We start from the raw sequence: 18,392 nt of genomic DNA on the forward strand, positions 1-18,392 counted from the left end.
TTAGTGGATATTTACTATCGCCGCTTTCACCGCATCCGTTAACTGCGCCAGTGATTGCGGCGAGATAATATAAGGCGGCATCAGGTAAATCAGTTTACCAAACGGGCGGATCCACACGCCGTGTTCGACAAATTGCCGTTGCAGGCGCGCGACGTTAACCGGCTCTTTCATTTCCACTACCCCAATTGCTCCTAATACCCGCACATCGGCCACTGCTTCATGTTCTGCAAGTGGCATTAACGCGTGTTTCAATTGGTTTTCTATGGCGGCAACCTGCTGTTGCCAGTGATTCTCAGCCAACAGACTCAAGCTTGCCGAGGCGACAGTGCAAGCCAATGGATTAGCCATAAATGTCGGGCCGTGCATAAAGCAACCCGCATCACCGTTACTGATGGTTTCTGCCACCTTACGGGTAGTTAAGGTAGCCGATAAGGTCAGGTAGCCGCCGGTCAATGCCTTACCTAAACACAGAATGTCCGGCACGATTTGCGCATGTTCGCAGGCGAAAAATTTGCCGGTGCGGCCAAAACCGGTAGCGATTTCATCGGCAATCAACAAAATCTGGTGCTGATCGCACAATGCTCTGACCTCACGCAAATAGGCGGGGTGATAGATACGCATTCCACCGGCACCTTGCACTATCGGTTCCAGAATGACTGCGGCTATCTCGCTGGAATGTGTGGCTATCATTTCAGCAAAATCAGTGATGTCTTCCGGGTTCCACGCCTGGTCGAAGCGGCATTGTGGCGCGCGGGCAAACAGATTTTCAGCTAAATACCCCTGATACAAACTGTGCATTGAATTCTGGGGATCACAAACTGACATCGCACCAAAAGTATCACCATGGTAGCCGTGGCGCAGGGTTAAAATCCGTTGCCGCCGTTCACCTTTGGCCTGCCAGTATTGCAATGCCATTTTCAACGCCACTTCAACGGCCACCGAACCCGAATCAGCGAGAAAAACACACTCTAGTGCCGAAGGGGTTAGAGCAACCAACTGTTGGCAGAGTTCCACGGCGGGCGGGTGGGTGATACCCCCAAACATCACATGGGACATTTTATCCAACTGCTGATGTGCCGCATGGTTCAGTACCGGATGATTATAGCCGTGAATGGCCGCCCACCATGATGACATGCCATCGATCAGACGTCGGCCATCAGCCAGTTGCAGCTCAACGCCGTCGGCCGCGACCACCGGATAGCAGGGAAGTGGGTCAGTCATTGAGGTGTAGGGGTGCCAGATATGACGTTGATCAAAAGCCAGGTCAGAAGGTGTCATGAGGATTGTTGTAAACCAATTCATTACAAGAATGGTTGACAGTATATCGAGTTTATTTACACTGGCGAAACTTTTTTCTCTTCCCTGGAGAAGCCGTAATGGCAAATTATATTCGCTGGACAGTCGGGCAAGCCCAGGCCCTGTTTGAAAAACCACTGCTGGATTTATTGTTTGAAGCGCAGCAGATTCATCGTCAGCATTTTGACTCGCGTCAGGTGCAAGTCAGTACTTTGCTGTCGATTAAGACCGGTGCTTGCCCGGAAGATTGCAAATATTGCCCGCAAAGCTCGCGTTACAAAACTGGCTTGGAAAGTGAGCGCTTAATGCAGGTTGAACAAGTGCTGGAGTCAGCGAAAAAGGCCAAAGCCGCCGGCTCAACCCGTTTCTGTATGGGCGCGGCCTGGAAGAATCCCCATGAGCGTGACATGCCTTATCTGGAGAAAATGGTTGAAGGTGTCAAGGCCATGGGGATGGAAACCTGTATGACGCTTGGCTCGCTGGATAAACAGCAAGCTCACCGGTTGGCAGAGGCTGGGCTGGATTATTACAACCACAATCTTGATACCTCGCCGGAATTCTATGGCAGCATCATTACCACCCGCAGTTATCAGGAACGGCTCGATACCCTCAGTGAAGTTCGTGATGCCGGTATCAAAGTCTGTTCGGGAGGCATTGTCGGGTTGGGCGAAACTGTCCGCGACCGCGCAGGGCTACTGGTACAACTGGCGAATTTGCCCAAACCGCCTGAAAGTGTGCCGATCAATATGCTGGTAAAAGTGAAAGGCACGCCGCTGGAAAATAACGACGACGTCGATGCTTTCGAGTTTATCCGCACCATCGCTATCGCACGTATCATGATGCCAACCTCTTACGTGCGTTTATCTGCCGGTCGCGAACAAATGAACGAGCAAACGCAGGCGATGTGCTTTATGGCAGGGGCTAACTCTATTTTCTACGGCTGTAAATTGCTTACCACGGCGAATCCTGAAGAAGATAAAGATCTGCAACTGTTCCGTAAATTGGGGCTGAATCCACAGCAAACCGCCACCGAGCAAGGGGATCGCGAACAGCAGCAAGTATTGACTGAGCAACTCTTGCAGCGTGACTCATTGCCCGGCGAGAGCACACAATTCTATAACGCGGCAATCTGATGAACTGGCAAAGCAAGATAGAGCAGGGGCTGCAACAGCGACGCGACGCCGCGGCCTACCGTAGCCGTCAGGTTAATGAGGGGGCGAGTGGGCGCTGGTTGCAATCAGCAGAACGGCGTTATCTCAACTTCTCCAGCAATGATTATCTGGGGTTAAGTCAGGATCCTGACGTGATTGCGGCGTGGCAGCAGGGGGCGCAACGCTATGGTGTTGGCAGTGGTGGCTCTGGCCATGTTACCGGCTATAGTCGGCCTCATGCCCAACTGGAACACCAATTGGCGGACTGGCTGGGTTATCCGCGTGCATTGTTGTTTATCTCAGGCTACGCGGCAAATCAGGCGGTATTGGCGGCGTTAACTGCCGCCGACGACAGGATACTGGCCGATAAACTCAGCCACGCCTCTTTGCTGGAGGCGGCTGCACACTCTCCGGCTCAATTGCGGCGCTTTGTGCATAATCAGCCCGATGCGCTACAAAACCTACTCGATAAACCCTGTGCGGGCCAAACATTGGTGGTCACCGAAGGCGTGTTTAGTATGGACGGTGATAGCGCTCCACTGGCTGCTTTGCAGCAAAAAACAGTGGCGGCGGGTGGCTGGTTACTGGTGGATGATGCGCACGGAATTGGGGTGTGTGGCGAAGGTGGCCGTGGTAGTTGCTGGCAGCAAGGGGTAAAACCTGAACTGTTAGTGGTCACTTTTGGCAAGGCATTCGGCCTGAGTGGGGCGGCAGTGTTGTGTCAGGAGCCGGTTGCCGAGTATCTGCTGCAATATGCCCGTCACCTGATTTACAGCACCGCGATGCCGCCAGCACAGGCTTGTGCGCTGCAAGCGGCACTATTACGTATTCAGCAAGGTGATGACTTGCGACAGCAGCTTCAGCAACGTATTGCGCAATTTCGGCGTGGAGCGGCAGACTTACCGTTGCAATTAGGGGCATCTAAAACCGCTATCCAGCCACTGCTGGTGGGTGACAATCAGCAAACACTGACACTGGCGGAGCAACTACGCGCCGAGGGGTTATGGGTAACGGCGATTCGCCCTCCAACAGTCCCGCCGGGGGGTGCCAGATTGCGTATTACCCTGAGTGCTGCGCATCAATGTGATGATATCGACAGATTGCTGGAGGTGCTGTATGGCGTTTGTCGCTGATAATCCACGATTACCCTTGGTTGATAAACCGGCGATTGCGGCTGCATTTAGCCGGGCTGCTGGCAGCTACGACTCAGCGGCAAGTTTGCAACGGGAAACGGGGAATACCTTATTAGCGCTGGGTTATCAGCATCCTGGTGCGTCGGTGCTGGATGCCGGGTGCGGTACTGGCTATTTTAGCCGCTGTTGGCGTGAACGAGACAGATATGTAACTGCGCTAGATTTGGCCGCCGGAATGTTGGATCATGCCCGGCGACAGCAGGCTGCGGACAGCTATTTATTGGCTGATATCGAGAATATACCGCTGCCAGATCAAAGCGTTGATATTTGTTTTAGTAATCTGGCGCTACAGTGGTGTGCTGATTTAGCGCAGGCGCTAGCTGAGTTATATCGTGTCACGCGAGTTGGCGGCATCATCCTGTTTTCTACCCTGGCAAAGGGGTCTCTTGATGAGCTGGGGCAGGCGTGGCAACAGGTAGATGGCAAGCGCCATGTGAATGATTTTCTCCCCTTTCAGCATATCAGTGACGCTTGTCAGGGGTATCGCCATCACCTGACAACCGAGTTATATCAGCAACAGTTTCCTGATGTAATTGCGCTTATGCGCTCTCTGCAAGGCATTGGTGCTACGCATTTACATCAGGGGCGTCATTCCGGGTTAAGTGGTCGCCAACGGCTGGTGGCCCTGCAACGCGCTTATAGCACCCAATCTGGCACCTACCCGCTGAGTTACCACTTAGTTTATGGGGTTATCTATCGTGACTAAACGTTGGTTTATCACTGGCACGGATACCGATGTCGGTAAGACAGTTGCCAGTTGTGCCTTACTGCAAGCCGCAGCCCAGCAGGGCTATCGCACCGCCGGTTATAAACCGGTGGCATCTGGTAGCCAGATGACGCCTGACGGATTGCGCAACAGTGATGCTTTGGCGCTACAAGCAAACAGCAGTGCGGCACTTAGTTATTCACAGGTGAATCCGCTCACGTTTCTGGAGGCCACCTCGCCCCATATTGCCAGTGCCAGCGAAGGGCTTGAGATTGATTTGTCAATTTTATCGCAAGGACTACAGCAGCTTGAGCACTCAGCCGAATGGATATTGGTCGAAGGGGCTGGCGGCTGGTTTACCCCACTGTCGCCACAGGCAACTTTTGCCGATTGGGTTTTACGAGAGCAATTGCCAGTAATTATGGTTGTTGGCATCAAGTTGGGATGTATCAATCATGCTTTGTTGACCGCTTTGGCTATCCGACAAGCTGGGCTGAAACTGGTGGGGTGGATAGCTAATGAGGTGATACCTGCGGGGGGGCGACAAGTTGAGTATATGGCAACATTGACACAGATGATCAGTGCCCCGCGATTAGGTGTCGTTCCCTATCTGACGGACCTTGACGTGTATCCCATCACCCAGCGGCGTGATCTTGGTGGCTATTTGGATTTAGGACTTTTGGCTGAGGTGCCACTGAGCTGAATTTTTGACGGCGATATGACCCTAAAGGGCTAATAGATATTATTAGCCCTGAGTTTTTTGCGGAGTATGGCCGCTATCATCGGCTTTAGTTTGCATGAGGGAGAAACCACTCTGCGCCATATTAACTGGCCAAATGCGTAATAATCATCTCTTCATCCAATTGAGCCAATGTTCCTTGTGCCACATTTCGGCCATCGGCCATCAAACAGAATCGATCCGCCACATGCTGAATAAAGGGTAAACGGTGTTCAACCAAAAGTACCGTCAAACCCAGGCTACGACTGAGCTGATGTAGGATATTGCCAATATCCTCAGTCAACGGCGGTAAAATACCACTCCCCGGTTCATCAAGAATCAACAGTTCTGGCTCTGTCACCAGTGCTCTGGCAATGGCCAACTGCTGTTGTTGATTACGGGTTAGCTCCCCACCACGTTGGGTGCGTTTGTCATACAGTTGGGGGAATATATCAAAAATCCAGCCCGGAATTTGGCGCGACTTATGGCGGCCCGCCAGCACGGCTATCAGCATATTCTCCTCCACACTCAGTTGAGAGAAGATCTGCTGCCCTTGTGGTACATAGCCAATACCCAGAGCAGTGCGCCCCTCAACCGGCTGCTGTAGCAAATTCTGCGGCGGTTCATGATTCGGTTGCCAGGTCATGGTGCCACTCTTAATTGGCAGATGCCCCATGATGCAATTAATTAACGTCGTTTTTCCTACGCCATTACGGCCAATCAGGCAGGTACACTGCCCACGGGGGATCTCGAGATTAATATCCCAAAGGATATGATTCTGTCCATAGTATTGATTCACAGCGGTTAAACTCAGCATCAGTGCTTCTCCTCAGTCGATCTCAGTAGTTCACAGGTGGCCCGGTGTTCTGTAACGGCTAGTGAAGGATTAACCAGCAAATCTGCATACTTGGTAGCGGCAGTACAGCATAAAACACCACACTTCTAACGGGTGGTTGTCGGTGTAAATTGAGGTGAAATGGGCGAATTGCGGCATTAAATGGCATCAACAGGCTATTTTTATCCTTAATCACCCTGCGATAGGATGATTTTTAGTCTATTAATGCGTTGCACCACTTTAGACCATTTCCCCTTTAATCTCTCCGTTTCACAGAGATATAAAGCAACTCTTGGGCCAAGTTGCTATACAGAGAGTAAAATCTGTTTGTTAACAGGCTGTAAATGGTTTTAACGCGCAGCGTGGGGTAAAAATAGCTCAGCCTGGCGGGGTGCGAGCGTAGAGTGATGGCGAGCTTGCACTTAAGCGGTGCTTTGGTGGAGAAAATGGTGCAGTAGAAAAAGAGAGAGGTCAGAGGCCATTAGATGCAGGTGTTAACTAGTGAAAATTATAGAATTAGCAAGCTACATAGTTAGCACTAATTGAAATATGCGGTGAAATAAAAATGTAAAAAAAACACTAAAAAAGTCAGTTAGTCCCTATTTATCCCCCAAGCTTTGCTTTTCGCCAACTCCCAGCCGCTGTGGGGTTGAATGAGTTATCCACCATTCCTGTGGATAACCTTGTGCATTAGCCATAGAAAACTGATGGCAAGCGAGAGCGGGCGCGGCTTGCGCTCCTGTTGTCCGCATTCTCTACTTTTTAATAATTTATTTTATTTTCAATGGGTTATTTAAAATCAAGCGCTGAAAAATCATAACTGGCGCTGATGAGTGATCTTTAATCGATTAGTTATCACTAATGTGTTTATGTTAACAGTTGGGGATAAAAACGCTTTTACAGTGCAGCTGTCGTTTAGATGTCACTGTAACGAGGCAAACAATCTCTTGGTGAAAGAAATTCCTACATTTTGGTGCTTGAAGCTGGTTTTATATCCAGTATCATAGAGGTGGCAAAATTCTATGGGGCTTTCATAATTAGCCTCCTGATAGTGTGTGTTTCTCCAGTGGGTAGCAAATTCATGAGTAAATTATTCAAACTACATTCTGAGTTTAAGCCAGCAGGCGACCAGCCTGAGGCTATCCGTAAACTGGAAGAAGGGCTAGAGAATGGTCTGGCTCATCAGACACTGTTGGGAGTAACGGGATCGGGTAAAACCTTTACGATAGCCAATGTTATTGCTGATTTGAATCGCCCAACCATGGTGCTGGCACCCAATAAAACATTGGCAGCACAGCTTTATGGTGAGATGAAAGAGTTCTTTCCCGATAACGCGGTAGAGTATTTCGTCTCCTACTATGACTACTACCAGCCTGAAGCCTATGTCCCAAGTTCTGATACGTTTATTGAAAAAGATGCCTCGGTAAATGAGCATATCGAGCAAATGCGGCTATCTGCGACCAAAGCACTGCTGGAAAGACGTGATGTTATCGTGGTGGCGTCGGTTTCTGCGATTTATGGTCTGGGTGATCCTGATTTATACCTGAAAATGATGCTGCATCTGACTAAGGGTATGATCATTGATCAGCGCTCTATTTTGCGTCGCTTATCCGAATTGCAGTACAGCCGTAATGATCAGGTATTCCAGCGCGGTACCTTCCGGGTGCGTGGTGAAGTTATCGACATCTTCCCCGCAGAATCTGATGAATGGGCGCTACGGGTAGAGTTGTTCGATGAAGAGGTCGAACGGTTGTCCATCTTTGATCCATTGACAGGCCAGTTACAGCATGAAGTACCGCGCTTTACGGTCTATCCTAAAACGCACTACGTTACCCCGCGCGAGCGTATTTTGCAGGCCATGGAAGAGATCAAAGTCGAACTGGCCGACCGCCGTCAGGTGCTATTAGCCAATAACAAGTTGTTGGAAGAGCAACGTATTAGCCAGCGGACCCAGTTTGACCTTGAAATGATGAATGAGCTGGGCTATTGCTCCGGTATTGAAAACTATTCCCGCTACCTTTCGGGCCGTGGTCCAGGCGAAGCGCCACCGACGCTATTTGACTATCTACCGGCAGACGGTCTGTTGGTGGTTGATGAATCCCACGTCACTATTCCGCAAATTGGCGGGATGTACAAAGGTGACCGCTCACGCAAAGAAACACTGGTGGAATATGGTTTCCGGCTGCCATCGGCACTGGATAACCGGCCAATGCGGTTTGAAGAGTTTGAAGCACTGGCACCACAAACTATTTATGTTTCAGCAACTCCGGGTAAATATGAACTGGAGAAATCCGGTGGCGATATCATCGATCAGGTCGTGCGGCCGACGGGCCTGCTCGATCCGTTAATTGAAGTCCGGCCGGTAGCCACACAGGTTGATGACTTACTGTCAGAGATCCGTATTCGCGCAGCGATTAACGAGCGGGTGCTGGTGACCACGCTGACCAAACGTATGGCTGAAGACCTGACCGAGTATCTGGGAGAGCATGGTGCCCGTGTTCGTTACCTGCATTCGGATATTGATACCGTTGAACGGGTAGAGATCATTCGTGATCTGCGTTTGGGTGAGTTTGATGTATTGGTGGGAATCAACTTACTGCGCGAAGGTTTGGATATGCCGGAGGTTTCTCTGGTCGCAATTCTTGATGCTGATAAAGAAGGTTTCCTGCGTTCTGAACGCTCTTTAATCCAGACCATTGGCCGTGCGGCGCGTAACCTTAATGGTAAAGCAATACTGTATGGCGACAGAATTACCGCCTCAATGGAAAAGGCTATTGGTGAAACGGAACGGCGCCGTGTCAAACAGCAAGCTTACAACGAAGAACGTGGCATCATTCCGCAAGGGTTGAACAAGAAGATTGGCGATATTTTGCAACTGGGCCAAGCCTCTTCCCGTGGTAAAGGGAAAGGGCGGGGCGGCAAAGTGGCCGATCCCAATAATTATCACGCCTTGCCACCGAAAGCGCTTGATCAGAAAATCCGTGAGTTGGAGTCTAAAATGTACACCCACGCGCAAAATCTGGAGTTTGAGCAGGCAGCAGAACTGCGCGATCAAGTCCATCAGTTGCGCCAGCAATTTATCGCGATATCTTGATGCTCATCAGCCCTGCATTATGTGGCCGGTAAGCAATGGTGCGACAAATCGGGAATTTATGCTTGTCGCATCAACCTATCCTGATTAAGGTGTGCGACTAATAAAATCATCACCTAGATATACTCAAATAACCTGGCGTTGCAGGTTGGTGGCAAACCCACAATTCAGCAACCCCAAGTCGAAGAGTAAAAGTGCGAGATAAATAATGAGTGATCACTTGTCGAAAGATCCATTACACGGTATTACCCTTGAACAACTGTTGACTAAACTGGTTGAGCATTATGGTTGGGAGGAGTTGGCATACCGTATCAATATCAACTGTTTCATCAGCGATCCCAGTATTAAATCCAGCCTGAAGTTCTTACGCCGTACACCATGGGCTAGAACTAAAGTGGAGGCGCTGTATATTCATATGAATGACAGCGCAAGGTTGCAAGCTCAAACTCAAGCTAAGCCTCTTAGCTAGTTTGCCCCACCGAGCTGTTGCAGGGTGTTTTCCAGTGCCTGGCGCAGTAGCTCACGGTCATGGCGATAAGGGATATCTTTGGCTTCCAGTGGCTGCTGGATAATAATCCTGTCCGTTACACCACTGATATCAATTTGTGGACTGACAATTGCCGCATCAATAATTTTGCGGCCAATCTTGCTTTCCATTATCGCCAGTTTTTCTTGCAACGATAGCGCGGCCGCCGCCACACTGAGTTCACGCCCGAGATTACCGATATAAATCATACTGGCAGAGCTGCGCCGTAAGGCCTGAGTTAAGTCATCGAGCAGTAACAAGGGCATCAGACTGGTTAAGAAACTACCTGGCCCAATCAAAATAACATCGGCCTGGCTAATTGCTTCCACGGCTTCCCGCGTGGCGTGAACGTGCGGTGACAATAACATCTCTTGTGGCATTTTTGCCAGTTGGTCGATATTCACCTCACCATAAACGGGGTGCCCTTCATGATCGATGGCCAGCAAATCGACCGGTTGCTCAGACATCGGGATGAGCCATGCCTCTACTTTCAGCAAGCTACGCACCAGATTGATTGCCTCGATAGGTCTGATGCTGAGATGGTCTAACGCTTTGAGCATTAAATTGCCCAGATTATGGCCCGAGAGTTCGCCATTACCGCTAAAACGGTATTCAAACATTGCCGAAGCCACACTCGGCTCAGTGATCAACTGATTAAGGCAATTGCGGGTATCACCCCAGGCAATCCCTCCTTCTGAACGGCGAATGCGACCCGTCGAGCCGCCATTATCGGTGGTGGTAACAATACCTGTCAGGCGTGAACCCAGCGGAGAAAGGGCTGACATCACGCGCCCCAGGCCATGGCCTCCCCCTAAAGCAACCACTCGATCGAGATCCGCTAATGTGCGATTTCGCATATTTTTCCTGTCTAAATATTGTTGCCTGGCTCTAATAGCGTAGCTAAGGGTGAAATTGCTGCATAAGTTAACGGATTTGCCGCGAAAACGCGATAAAAGCCATTGTTTTCGTGATTTTAAACAAAGTATTAGCAACGGATTACAATAGACTGAATAACAGTGAGTTTTGTTAGATAAGTCGTTGTATATAAAAATATATAACGAAAAACAGCCATTGGCTATCCTGCCGTTTTAGCGTTAGAATCTCTAGGAAAAGTAGGGTTTTTAGCGACTCACCTGCCACTAAGCGCTTTACTTTTTAAACCATGGTTCGGTGGGCAGTAGGTAAAATGTCACTGAACATAAACTCCTAGCCTTGGCGTCTACGTTGTCTCGTCCGCGAACAATATGATGCTCTGGCCGTGGCTTTAAGCCACCAGGGTGCGAGGTAGAAATGCCTGCATCTCCCGTATTTGGAAAGGTGTTATGGTACAACTCACTGACGCATTTGCGCGCAAGTTCTATTACTTGCGCCTATCAATCACCGATGTGTGCAATTTCCGTTGCACCTATTGCTTGCCGGATGGCTATCGCCCCGACGGATTAAAAAGCTTTCTGAGTCTGGACGAGATAAGCCGCGTCAGCCGCGCCTTTGCTCTGCTGGGAACAGAAAAAATTCGTCTGACGGGCGGCGAACCTTCTATGCGGCGCGACTTCACCGATATCATCGCGACTATCAAACAAAATCCGGCGATCCGCACGCTGGCAGTCACCACCAATGGCTACCGTTTAGCCCGTGACGCCACCCAATGGCGGGAGGCTGGATTGACAGCCATTAACGTCAGTGTTGATAGCCTTGACCCGCGACAATTTCATGCCATAACCGGGCAGGATAAATTTCATCAGGTCATGCAAGGCATTGATGCTGCTTTCGATGCTGGTTTTGAGAAAGTCAAAATCAATGCCGTACTGATGCGTGATGTCAATGATCGCAGCCTGAATGCCTTCCTCACCTGGATAAAATCGCGGCCGATTCAACTACGGTTTATCGAGTTAATGGAAACCGGCGAGGGGGGCAAGCTGTTTCGTCAACACCATGTCTCCGGTGGTGTCATCCGCCAGCAATTACTCCAACAAGGTTGGCAACAGCAAGCGCGGGCGCGCAGTGATGGCCCGGCGCAGGTGTTCTATCACCCGGATTATCTGGGGGAGGTCGGGCTGATTATGCCGTATGAGAAAGACTTCTGCGCCAGTTGTAACCGTTTGCGTGTTTCAGCACTGGGAAATCTGCATTTATGCTTATTTGGCGAGCAAGGTATTACGCTACGTGACTTACTGGGCAGCGATGACCAGCAAGATGAGTTAATGGCACGCATCCAGAGTGCATTGCAAACCAAGAAACAGACCCATTTTCTGCATCAGGGCAACAGCGGTATTACCCAGAATTTATCGTTTATTGGCGGTTGATAGCGGGCAACGTTAAGAACAGAAGAGAATATATGACCCAACTAACTCACATTAACGCCGCAGGCGAAGCCCATATGGTGGATGTTTCCACTAAAGCAGAAACTGTGCGCGAAGCACGGGCAGAGGCTTTTGTTGAAATGCAGGCCGCGACGTTGGCGATGATTATCGAGGGCAGCCACCACAAAGGTGATGTCTTTGCCACTGCACGTATTGCCGGGATTCAGGCGGCTAAAAAAACCTGGGAATTGATCCCGCTGTGCCATCCACTGCTGCTGACCAAAGTTGAAGTTCAACTGGAAGCACAACCAGAACACAACCGTGTGCGTATCGAAACTTGCTGCCGCCTGACCGGTAAGACCGGCGTGGAAATGGAAGCGCTGACGGCAGCTTCCGTTGCCGCCCTGACAATTTACGATATGTGCAAAGCGGTACAAAAAGACATGATAATTGGCCCGGTGCGCCTGTTAGCAAAAAGTGGCGGGAAATCCGGTGATTTTAAGGTGAACCCATGATTCAGATTCTCTTTTTTGCTCAGGTGCGTGAACTGGTCGGAACCGACAGCCTGCAATTGGCGGCGGAATTTCCCACTGTCGAGGCACTGCGCCAATCCCTGTGCCAACGGGGCGAACGCTGGCAATTAGCCCTTGAAGAAGGCAAATTACTGACTGCGGTGAATCAATCACTGGTTAATGTTCACCATCCGCTGGTGGCGGGTGATGAAGTGGCGTTCTTCCCGCCGGTGACCGGAGGTTGATAATGGAGCATACCCGTATTCGTGTGGGCACTGAGACCTTCAGTGTGGGTGATGAGTATCACTGGTTGTCACAGTGTGATGAAGATGGCGCGGTGGTGACCTTTACCGGCAAAGTCCGTAATCACAACCTGGGTGATAGCGTCAGTGCACTGACGCTGGAACATTACCCAGGCATGACAGAAAAGGCGTTAGCTGAGATTATTGATGACGCCCGCAGCCGTTGGCCTTTACAGCGAGTTAGCGTTATTCATCGGGTGGGGCCACTGTTCCCCGGTGATGAAATTGTCTTTGTCGGGGTGACCAGTACCCATCGCAGTATGGCGTTTGATGCGGCTGAATTTATAATGGATTACCTGAAAACAAAGGCACCATTTTGGAAACGGGAAGCCACAACGGACGGCGAACGTTGGGTTGAATCACGCGACAGTGATCATCAGGCGGCCAGGCGCTGGTAAATTGAGCGTAAACCAGTGTAAAGATCACTGCTAAATGTCTATTTTTACTCCCTTGTTGACTGTACTTCTGTGGTACCCTTAAAAAGTCGGTGGGCTGTCAATTTAGATGGCCTGTATCATTATTTATATGCATAAGGTAACTACCATGGATCGCTATCCACGCTCTAATGGTTCGATTGTCGAACGTGCCAACACAGGCATTCAGGCATACATGGCGCAGGTATACGGCTGGATGACCTGTGGTCTGTTATTAACGGCGGTTGTCGCTTGGTACGCAGCGAATACCCCTGCGATACTCAACTTTATATTTTCCAGTCAGATCACTTTTTTCGGGCTGATTATTGTTCAGTTAGGTCTGGTATTTGTTATTTCTGGCATGGTTAACCGCCTGAGTGGCTCGATGGCTACCTCGCTGTTTATGCTCTACTCCGCATTAACCGGCTTGACGATATCCAGCATTTTCATCATGTACACCAGCTCTTCTATCGCCAGCACATTCTTGATTGCTGCCGGTATGTTTGGTGCCATGAGTTTCTACGGCTATACCACCAAGCGTGATTTGAGTGGTATGGGCAGCATGCTGTTTATGGGCCTGATCGGTATCGTGTTGGCATCGATTGTTAACATCTGGCTGAAAAGCACGGCGCTAATGTGGGCAGTGACCTACATCGGGGTGTTAGTGTTTGTTGGTTTGACTGCTTATGATACCCAGAAGTTGAAAAACATGGGCTCACAGTTGGATGCCAATGATAAAGATAACTTCCGCAAGTATTCCATCGTGGGTGCTTTGACGCTGTATCTTGATTTCATTAACTTGTTCTTGATGTTACTGCGGATTTTCGGCAACCGCCGTTAAGCTGGCTGATTCAGGGCTGCGACGCGGCAAACTTGCTCGCCGTACGCTGCTCGAAATGCTCATTGACCGATGTCAACTGCGCTTTCTGCGCTGCGGGCGTCGGTCAATTTTTTGGTCTCGCCACTGAATCAAACTCAGCTTAAGCTAGCTGATTCAGGGTTGCAATGCGTCAAACTTGCTCGTTGTACGCTGCTCGAAATGCTCATTGACTGATGTCAACTGCGCTTTCTGCGCTGCGGGCGTCGGTCAATTTTTTGGTCTCGCCACTGAATCAAACTTAGCTTAAGCTGGCTGATTCAGGGTTGCAATGCGGCAAACTTGCTCGTTGTATAGGTTGATCAAAATTTTAAAGGACACCCCTGTGGTGTCCTTTTTGCTTTTTGGTGAATGCAAGTAAGTCTTGCTACCGTTTAATGTCGCTATGCGATTTTCCGCCTAAACATCCCATAGGCGGCACTCCCCGTGGTGGCGGTTATCACGAGTAACGGCCACAAACTGTGCCAGATAATATCGAAACTGGCATCCTTGAGGTAAATCTGTTTGGTGATATCGGTAAAGTGACGGATAGGGTTGATCCACGTAATATTTTGCAGCCAGATAGGCATATTCTCCACCGGCGAGACATAACCGGACAGCAAGATAGCGGGCATCATAAAAACAAACACGCCAATAAAAGCCTGCTGCTGAGTGGAACATAACGAGGAAATTAGCAAACCGAAGCCAACGAGCGACAAGCCGTAGAGCAGCATGGTGCCGTAAAATAGTGCCAACGAACCAGCAAACGGAATTTGGTAAAAAAAGATACCGATAAACAAGACGATACTTGCCTGGAAAGTGGCGACAATCAGTGCCGGGACAGCTTTACCAATAAAAATCTGCCAGGTGGTTAGCGGTGAAACTAACAACTGCTCGAGGGTCCCTTGCTCCCGCTCACGAGCCACCGACAGTGATGTCACAATAAGCACCCCGATGGTCGTAATCATCGCAATCAATGATGGCACTACGAACCATTTGTAGTTCAGATTTGGGTTATACCAATTGCGGATGACTAACTCGCTGTTGTTGGGCTTTATCTGGCCTTGGGTTAATTCTAATTGATAATTTTGTACGATTTGCTGAATGTAATTGGCGGCAATTTGCGCGCTGTTGGAGTTGCGCCCATCCAGCAATAATTGCAACTGAGTGGTTTTGCCATTCGCCAGGTCAGCACTGAATTGCTCTGGGAAACGTATCAAAAGCAGTGCTTGCTGGTTATCAATCACTGGCTGAATTTCTTGCGGGCTGTGGAGCAGTAAGACATGAGAAAAAGCCTCTGCTTTGGCAAAGCGTTGGGTCAGCTCTACAGAGGCTTTCCCGCTGTCTTCGCTATAAATAGCAATGGTGGCATTGGTCACTTCCAATGTAGCGGCGAATGGGAACAAAATGACTTGTAATATGACCGGCATAATTAAGATTGCGCGTGTCTGTGGCTCCCGCAGCAGTGACTGCAACTCTTTGATAATCAATGTGTAGAGGCGGTGAAACATATCTTGCTTCCTTCCTTTAATCTAATCGGCGTCTAATCTAACCGACGATTAGTTTTCCATGCCGTCAGGCCGATAAATACGGCTGCTGAGGCGACCAGGAACAACAGGTTAATCACCAGCACGGTGCCGATATTCCCCGCCAGAAACAGGGTTTGCAGACTGCTGACAAAATAGCGGGCCGGAATGATATAGGTTACGGCGCGCACGATAGCGGGCATGCTGTCAATTTCGAAAATGAAGCCAGACAGCATCACAGCCGGCAGGAATGCGGCATTCAAGGCCACCATTGCGGCGTTAAATTGATTACGGGTTATGGTCGAAATTAGCAATCCCATACCCAGAGTACTGGCCAAAAATAGGCTGGTCATAACAAACAGTATCCACAATGAGCCACGGAAAGGCACATCGAGGATAAATACCGACACCGCCATGCAGAGTGTCATGGCTATCATGCCCAAGACGTAATAGGGGATCAGTTTCGACAACAGCAACTCGCTGCGCGTGACCTGGGTCGACAACAGCGCTTCCATGGTCCCGCGCTCCCATTCACGGGCGATCACCAGCGAGGTTAGAATCGCGCCGATAACCGTCATAATAATGGTAATGGCTCCGGGAATAATAAAGTGTCGGCTGATGGCGGCAGGGTTAAACCAATAACGGACCTGAATCTCAATCAGAGGATCGTTTTTTTGCCCTAGGTTTTGCGCCTGTTGTTGTTGCCAGATTTGCCACACCCCTTGTGCGTAGCCTTGCACAAAGTTGGCGGTATTGGGTTCACTGCCATCAGTAATCACCTGAATGGGGGCTTTACTTTCGGGGCGCGCAAGCTGCTGCGCAAAATCATTGGGGATAACAATTAGCCCACGAATTTTGCCGGCTTGCATCGCCTGAATTAGCGCCTGGCGATTATCACTGATTTGCGGTGAAATATAAGGTGAACTGGCGAAGGCGTTAGCCAGATCCTGAGCCGGTTTGCTCTGTTGCTCCATTAAAATGCCGACGTGCAGTTTGCTGGAGTCCAGATTGATGCCATAGCCAAAGATAAACAGCAGCAACAGCGGGATGACGAATGCTATCAATCCACTGCTCGGGTCACGCAGTATTTGCCGGGTCTCTTTACGGCATAGGGCTCGTAGGCGACGCCAGGAAAACCCCGTGTCCTGATAAGTTTCGCTCTCATTTACCGACGATTTATCCACTGGCAATAGATGTGGCTCGGTCATGACTGTTGCTCCTTATCATTTTGCTGATCATAGCGCTGCACCAGCCCAATAAAGGCCTCTTCCATGGAGGGATTAATATTATCATCACTGGCAACCTGTTGTTTTAACTCATCAGGTGTGCCGGCTGCGATAATTTTGCCACGGTAAACCAGCCCGATACGATCACAGTATTCCGCTTCATCCATAAAGTGGGTGGTAACCATGACGGTGACACCTTTATCTACCATCCCATTGATATGCAACCAAAACTCACGGCGGGTGAGGGGGTCGACACCGGACGTCGGTTCATCCAGGAACAGAATGTCTGGTTCATGCATTAACGCGCAGGCCAATGCCAAACGCTGTTTAAACCCCAGTGGCAGTGAGTCCGGTGTCTGTTTGAGGATTGGGGTAAAGTTAAAGGCTGAGGTCATGTCAGCTATTTTATCGCGTTGCGTTTTGCCTTGCAGACCATAAACGCCGGAGAAAAACTTCAGGTTTTGTTCAACGGTCAGATTGCCATACAACGAGAATTTCTGCGCCATATAGCCCAAATGTTGTCGTGCTTTACCTGAACTGGTTTTCAGATCCATTTCCAGTACCAATGCTTTGCCTGAGCTGGGGACTAACAGACCGCACATCATTTTAAAGGTAGTGGATTTACCCGCCCCATTCGGACCGAGCAGACCAAATATCTCACCGCGTTTGACCTGAAAATTTACATGATCGGTAGCGGCAAAATCGCCAAATTTTTTGGTTAACTCTTGGGCTTCAATCACGGTCTCCTGATGGCTACCTGCAACTTTGGGCATGATTTTCGCCAACGCGGACTCACTGGCGGGGCCGCCCCCCAACAGGTCGATAAAGGCATCCTCAAAGCGCGGTTCTGCTTCCGTTATCTCGGCATTGGGTTGATTGAGTAGTGGCAATAGTTGGCTGTGATCCACGTCGGGCTTGAGGATTAACCGCACATACTTCCCCTGAATAACCCCATCACTCACTTGGGGCAATGCCAGCGCATGTTGTAACAGTTTACGGTTGGTCCCGGTTTGCGCTGCCAGCAAAATTGTGCGCCCACTCATCCGTTGTGTCAGGCTTTGCGGCGCGCCGCTGTACAGCAACTTCCCTTCATTTAGCAACAACACTTCGCGGCATTGCTCTGCTTCATCCAGATATGACGTGCTCCACAGGATAAGCATGCCATCGCTCGCTAACTCATGCACCATGCGCCATAGCTCGCGGCGTGAAATCGGGTCAACGCCGACGCCCGGCTCATCGAGCAACAGTACTTTGGGCTGACCGACCAGAGTACAGGCCAGGCCCAGTTTTTGCTTCATCCCGCCGGACAATTTTCCCGCCAGCCGGTCAGTAAAGCGGGTTAAATCGGTAAACGTCAGCAGGCGCTCAAATGTTTGGCGGCGAAGCTCACCGGTAACCCCGCGTAGATCGGCATACAGCGTCAGGTTCTCCATCACCGTGAGGTCTTCATATAAACCAAACTTTTGTGGCATATATCCGAGAATAGAATGTAACTGGCGATCGTTTTCTAACGGGTCCAGCCCGACCACCGTCATCTTGCCTTGACTGGGTTTGAGTAATCCGGCGAGCATACGGAGCAGGGTGGTTTTACCAGCCCCGTCCGGCCCAACCAAACCGGTGACTGCACCACTGCGGATCTCGGTCGTCAGGCTGGCGACGGCGGGGTTATCCAGTCCGGGGAAGCGTTTTTCAACACCCTCCAAAGTAATAAGATGCTGGATTCCATTCATAGCTCATGCCG

The 18,392-nt window shown here is 50.0% G+C and carries 18 protein-coding genes and 1 riboswitch; of the genes, 11 read left to right on the forward strand and 7 right to left on the reverse strand.

Annotated elements, in window-relative coordinates:
- Nucleotides 1-1,278 carry an adenosylmethionine--8-amino-7-oxononanoate transaminase gene (bioA, locus tag Q2T71_RS05605; protein ID WP_372558378.1) on the reverse strand — a complete coding sequence of 426 codons (1,278 nt, stop codon included), beginning with the start codon at nucleotides 1,276-1,278 and terminating at the stop codon, nucleotides 1-3.
- Between the two features lie 98 nt (nucleotides 1,279-1,376).
- On the opposite strand from bioA, the gene bioB reads away from it, so the two are divergent.
- The 4 genes from bioB to bioD are packed head-to-tail and all read left to right on the forward strand — an operon-like array spanning nucleotide 1,377 to nucleotide 5,049.
- The gene (bioB, locus tag Q2T71_RS05610) at nucleotides 1,377-2,429 is read left to right on the forward strand and encodes a biotin synthase BioB (RefSeq protein ID WP_372558379.1); all 1,053 of its coding nucleotides are present in this window, start codon (nucleotides 1,377-1,379) and stop codon (nucleotides 2,427-2,429) included.
- The gene (gene bioF, locus Q2T71_RS05615) at nucleotides 2,429-3,580 is read left to right on the forward strand and encodes an 8-amino-7-oxononanoate synthase (protein WP_372558380.1); all 1,152 of its coding nucleotides are present in this window, start codon (nucleotides 2,429-2,431) and stop codon (nucleotides 3,578-3,580) included. Before bioB ends, bioF begins: the two co-directional genes overlap by 1 nt.
- A complete protein-coding gene (gene bioC, locus Q2T71_RS05620; RefSeq protein WP_372558381.1) occupies nucleotides 3,564-4,346 on the forward strand; it encodes a malonyl-ACP O-methyltransferase BioC in 783 nt (260 codons plus the stop codon). The genes bioF and bioC overlap by 17 nt, the downstream gene beginning before the upstream one ends.
- The gene (gene bioD / locus Q2T71_RS05625) at nucleotides 4,339-5,049 is read left to right on the forward strand and encodes a dethiobiotin synthase (RefSeq protein WP_372558382.1); all 711 of its coding nucleotides are present in this window, start codon (nucleotides 4,339-4,341) and stop codon (nucleotides 5,047-5,049) included. Before bioC ends, bioD begins: the two co-directional genes overlap by 8 nt.
- 121 nt (nucleotides 5,050-5,170) lie before the next feature.
- Here bioD and Q2T71_RS05630 read toward each other — a convergent pair whose 3' ends face one another.
- Together Q2T71_RS05630 and Q2T71_RS05635 are read right to left on the reverse strand one after the other, a co-directional pair.
- Nucleotides 5,171-5,881 (reverse strand): ABC transporter ATP-binding protein, encoded by a 711-nt coding sequence (locus Q2T71_RS05630; protein ID WP_083159528.1) that lies wholly within the window; start codon nucleotides 5,879-5,881, stop codon nucleotides 5,171-5,173.
- Between the two features lie 617 nt (nucleotides 5,882-6,498).
- On the reverse strand, nucleotides 6,499-6,651 hold the full coding sequence (locus Q2T71_RS05635) for a hypothetical protein (RefSeq protein ID WP_372558383.1): 153 nt from the start codon (nucleotides 6,649-6,651) through the stop codon (nucleotides 6,499-6,501).
- A gap of 329 nt (nucleotides 6,652-6,980) precedes the next feature.
- Between Q2T71_RS05635 and uvrB the strand changes: the two genes are divergently transcribed.
- Together uvrB and Q2T71_RS05645 are read left to right on the forward strand one after the other, a co-directional pair.
- The gene (gene uvrB, locus Q2T71_RS05640) at nucleotides 6,981-8,993 is read left to right on the forward strand and encodes an excinuclease ABC subunit UvrB (RefSeq protein ID WP_372558384.1); all 2,013 of its coding nucleotides are present in this window, start codon (nucleotides 6,981-6,983) and stop codon (nucleotides 8,991-8,993) included.
- Between the two features lie 205 nt (nucleotides 8,994-9,198).
- Nucleotides 9,199-9,459, forward strand: a complete 261-nt coding sequence (locus Q2T71_RS05645; RefSeq protein ID WP_083159526.1) for a VF530 family DNA-binding protein — start codon at nucleotides 9,199-9,201, stop codon at nucleotides 9,457-9,459.
- Here Q2T71_RS05645 and yvcK read toward each other — a convergent pair.
- The gene (gene yvcK / locus Q2T71_RS05650) at nucleotides 9,456-10,373 is read right to left on the reverse strand and encodes a uridine diphosphate-N-acetylglucosamine-binding protein YvcK (RefSeq protein ID WP_083159524.1); all 918 of its coding nucleotides are present in this window, start codon (nucleotides 10,371-10,373) and stop codon (nucleotides 9,456-9,458) included. The two genes, Q2T71_RS05645 and yvcK, sit on opposite strands and share 4 nt — an antisense overlap.
- A gap of 334 nt (nucleotides 10,374-10,707) precedes the next feature.
- Nucleotides 10,708-10,852, forward strand: a riboswitch (molybdenum cofactor riboswitch).
- On the opposite strand from yvcK, the gene moaA reads away from it, so the two are divergent.
- The 5 genes from moaA to Q2T71_RS05675 all read left to right on the forward strand — a co-directional run bounded on the left by moaA (nucleotide 10,839) and on the right by Q2T71_RS05675 (nucleotide 13,884).
- Complete coding sequence (gene moaA, locus Q2T71_RS05655; RefSeq protein WP_372558385.1) at nucleotides 10,839-11,819, forward strand: GTP 3',8-cyclase MoaA; 981 nt, start codon at nucleotides 10,839-10,841, stop codon at nucleotides 11,817-11,819. Its footprint overlaps the riboswitch before it by 14 nt.
- Before the next feature lie 32 nt (nucleotides 11,820-11,851).
- Nucleotides 11,852-12,331, forward strand: a complete 480-nt coding sequence (moaC, locus tag Q2T71_RS05660; protein ID WP_372558386.1) for a cyclic pyranopterin monophosphate synthase MoaC — start codon at nucleotides 11,852-11,854, stop codon at nucleotides 12,329-12,331.
- Complete coding sequence (moaD, locus tag Q2T71_RS05665; protein WP_032907188.1) at nucleotides 12,328-12,573, forward strand: molybdopterin synthase sulfur carrier subunit; 246 nt, start codon at nucleotides 12,328-12,330, stop codon at nucleotides 12,571-12,573. Before moaC ends, moaD begins: the two co-directional genes overlap by 4 nt.
- A gap of 2 nt (nucleotides 12,574-12,575) precedes the next feature.
- Entirely contained in the window at nucleotides 12,576-13,028 is a 453-nt protein-coding gene (gene moaE / locus Q2T71_RS05670; protein WP_193784695.1) for a molybdopterin synthase catalytic subunit MoaE, read from the forward strand.
- A gap of 145 nt (nucleotides 13,029-13,173) precedes the next feature.
- Nucleotides 13,174-13,884 (forward strand): Bax inhibitor-1/YccA family protein, encoded by a 711-nt coding sequence (locus Q2T71_RS05675; protein ID WP_083159520.1) that lies wholly within the window; start codon nucleotides 13,174-13,176, stop codon nucleotides 13,882-13,884.
- 419 nt (nucleotides 13,885-14,303) lie between these two features.
- On the opposite strand, the gene Q2T71_RS05680 is transcribed toward Q2T71_RS05675, so the two are convergent.
- Genes Q2T71_RS05680 through Q2T71_RS05690 form a run of 3 tightly spaced genes read right to left on the reverse strand, consistent with a single transcriptional unit; the run spans nucleotide 14,304 to nucleotide 18,381 of the window.
- Entirely contained in the window at nucleotides 14,304-15,410 is a 1,107-nt protein-coding gene (locus tag Q2T71_RS05680) for an ABC transporter permease (RefSeq protein WP_005189548.1), read from the reverse strand.
- Nucleotides 15,411-15,442: 32 nt separating this feature from the next.
- Nucleotides 15,443-16,633: an ABC transporter permease gene (locus Q2T71_RS05685; RefSeq protein ID WP_083159516.1), complete on the reverse strand. Its 1,191-nt coding sequence runs from the start codon at nucleotides 16,631-16,633 to the stop codon at nucleotides 15,443-15,445.
- Complete coding sequence (locus Q2T71_RS05690) at nucleotides 16,630-18,381, reverse strand: ATP-binding cassette domain-containing protein (RefSeq protein WP_372558387.1); 1,752 nt, start codon at nucleotides 18,379-18,381, stop codon at nucleotides 16,630-16,632. The genes Q2T71_RS05685 and Q2T71_RS05690 overlap by 4 nt, the downstream gene beginning before the upstream one ends.
- Nucleotides 18,382-18,392: the final 11 nt, after the last annotated feature.

Source organism: Yersinia sp. 1652 StPb PI (assembly GCF_041538345.1).
Lineage (GTDB): Bacteria > Pseudomonadota > Gammaproteobacteria > Enterobacterales > Enterobacteriaceae > Yersinia > Yersinia enterocolitica_E.

Bases quoted from the DNA above. Each gene is read 5' to 3' on its own strand.
- bioA (WP_372558378.1), bottom strand. From the start codon at position 1,278: ATGACACCTTCTGACCTGGCTTTTGATCAACGTCATATCTGGCACCCC.
- bioB (WP_372558379.1), top strand. From the start codon at position 1,377: ATGGCAAATTATATTCGCTGGACAGTCGGGCAAGCCCAGGCCCTGTTT.
- bioF (WP_372558380.1), top strand. From the start codon at position 2,429: ATGAACTGGCAAAGCAAGATAGAGCAGGGGCTGCAACAGCGACGCGAC.
- bioC (WP_372558381.1), top strand. From the start codon at position 3,564: ATGGCGTTTGTCGCTGATAATCCACGATTACCCTTGGTTGATAAACCG.
- Q2T71_RS05630 (WP_083159528.1), bottom strand. From the start codon at position 5,881: ATGCTGAGTTTAACCGCTGTGAATCAATACTATGGACAGAATCATATC.
- Q2T71_RS05635 (WP_372558383.1), bottom strand. From the start codon at position 6,651: ATGCGGACAACAGGAGCGCAAGCCGCGCCCGCTCTCGCTTGCCATCAG.
- uvrB (WP_372558384.1), top strand. From the start codon at position 6,981: ATGAGTAAATTATTCAAACTACATTCTGAGTTTAAGCCAGCAGGCGAC.
- Q2T71_RS05645 (WP_083159526.1), top strand. From the start codon at position 9,199: ATGAGTGATCACTTGTCGAAAGATCCATTACACGGTATTACCCTTGAA.
- yvcK (WP_083159524.1), bottom strand. From the start codon at position 10,373: ATGCGAAATCGCACATTAGCGGATCTCGATCGAGTGGTTGCTTTAGGG.
- moaA (WP_372558385.1), top strand. From the start codon at position 10,839: ATGGTACAACTCACTGACGCATTTGCGCGCAAGTTCTATTACTTGCGC.
- moaC (WP_372558386.1), top strand. From the start codon at position 11,852: ATGACCCAACTAACTCACATTAACGCCGCAGGCGAAGCCCATATGGTG.
- moaD (WP_032907188.1), top strand. From the start codon at position 12,328: ATGATTCAGATTCTCTTTTTTGCTCAGGTGCGTGAACTGGTCGGAACC.
- moaE (WP_193784695.1), top strand. From the start codon at position 12,576: ATGGAGCATACCCGTATTCGTGTGGGCACTGAGACCTTCAGTGTGGGT.
- Q2T71_RS05675 (WP_083159520.1), top strand. From the start codon at position 13,174: ATGGATCGCTATCCACGCTCTAATGGTTCGATTGTCGAACGTGCCAAC.
- Q2T71_RS05680 (WP_005189548.1), bottom strand. From the start codon at position 15,410: ATGTTTCACCGCCTCTACACATTGATTATCAAAGAGTTGCAGTCACTG.
- Q2T71_RS05685 (WP_083159516.1), bottom strand. From the start codon at position 16,633: ATGACCGAGCCACATCTATTGCCAGTGGATAAATCGTCGGTAAATGAG.
- Q2T71_RS05690 (WP_372558387.1), bottom strand. From the start codon at position 18,381: ATGAATGGAATCCAGCATCTTATTACTTTGGAGGGTGTTGAAAAACGC.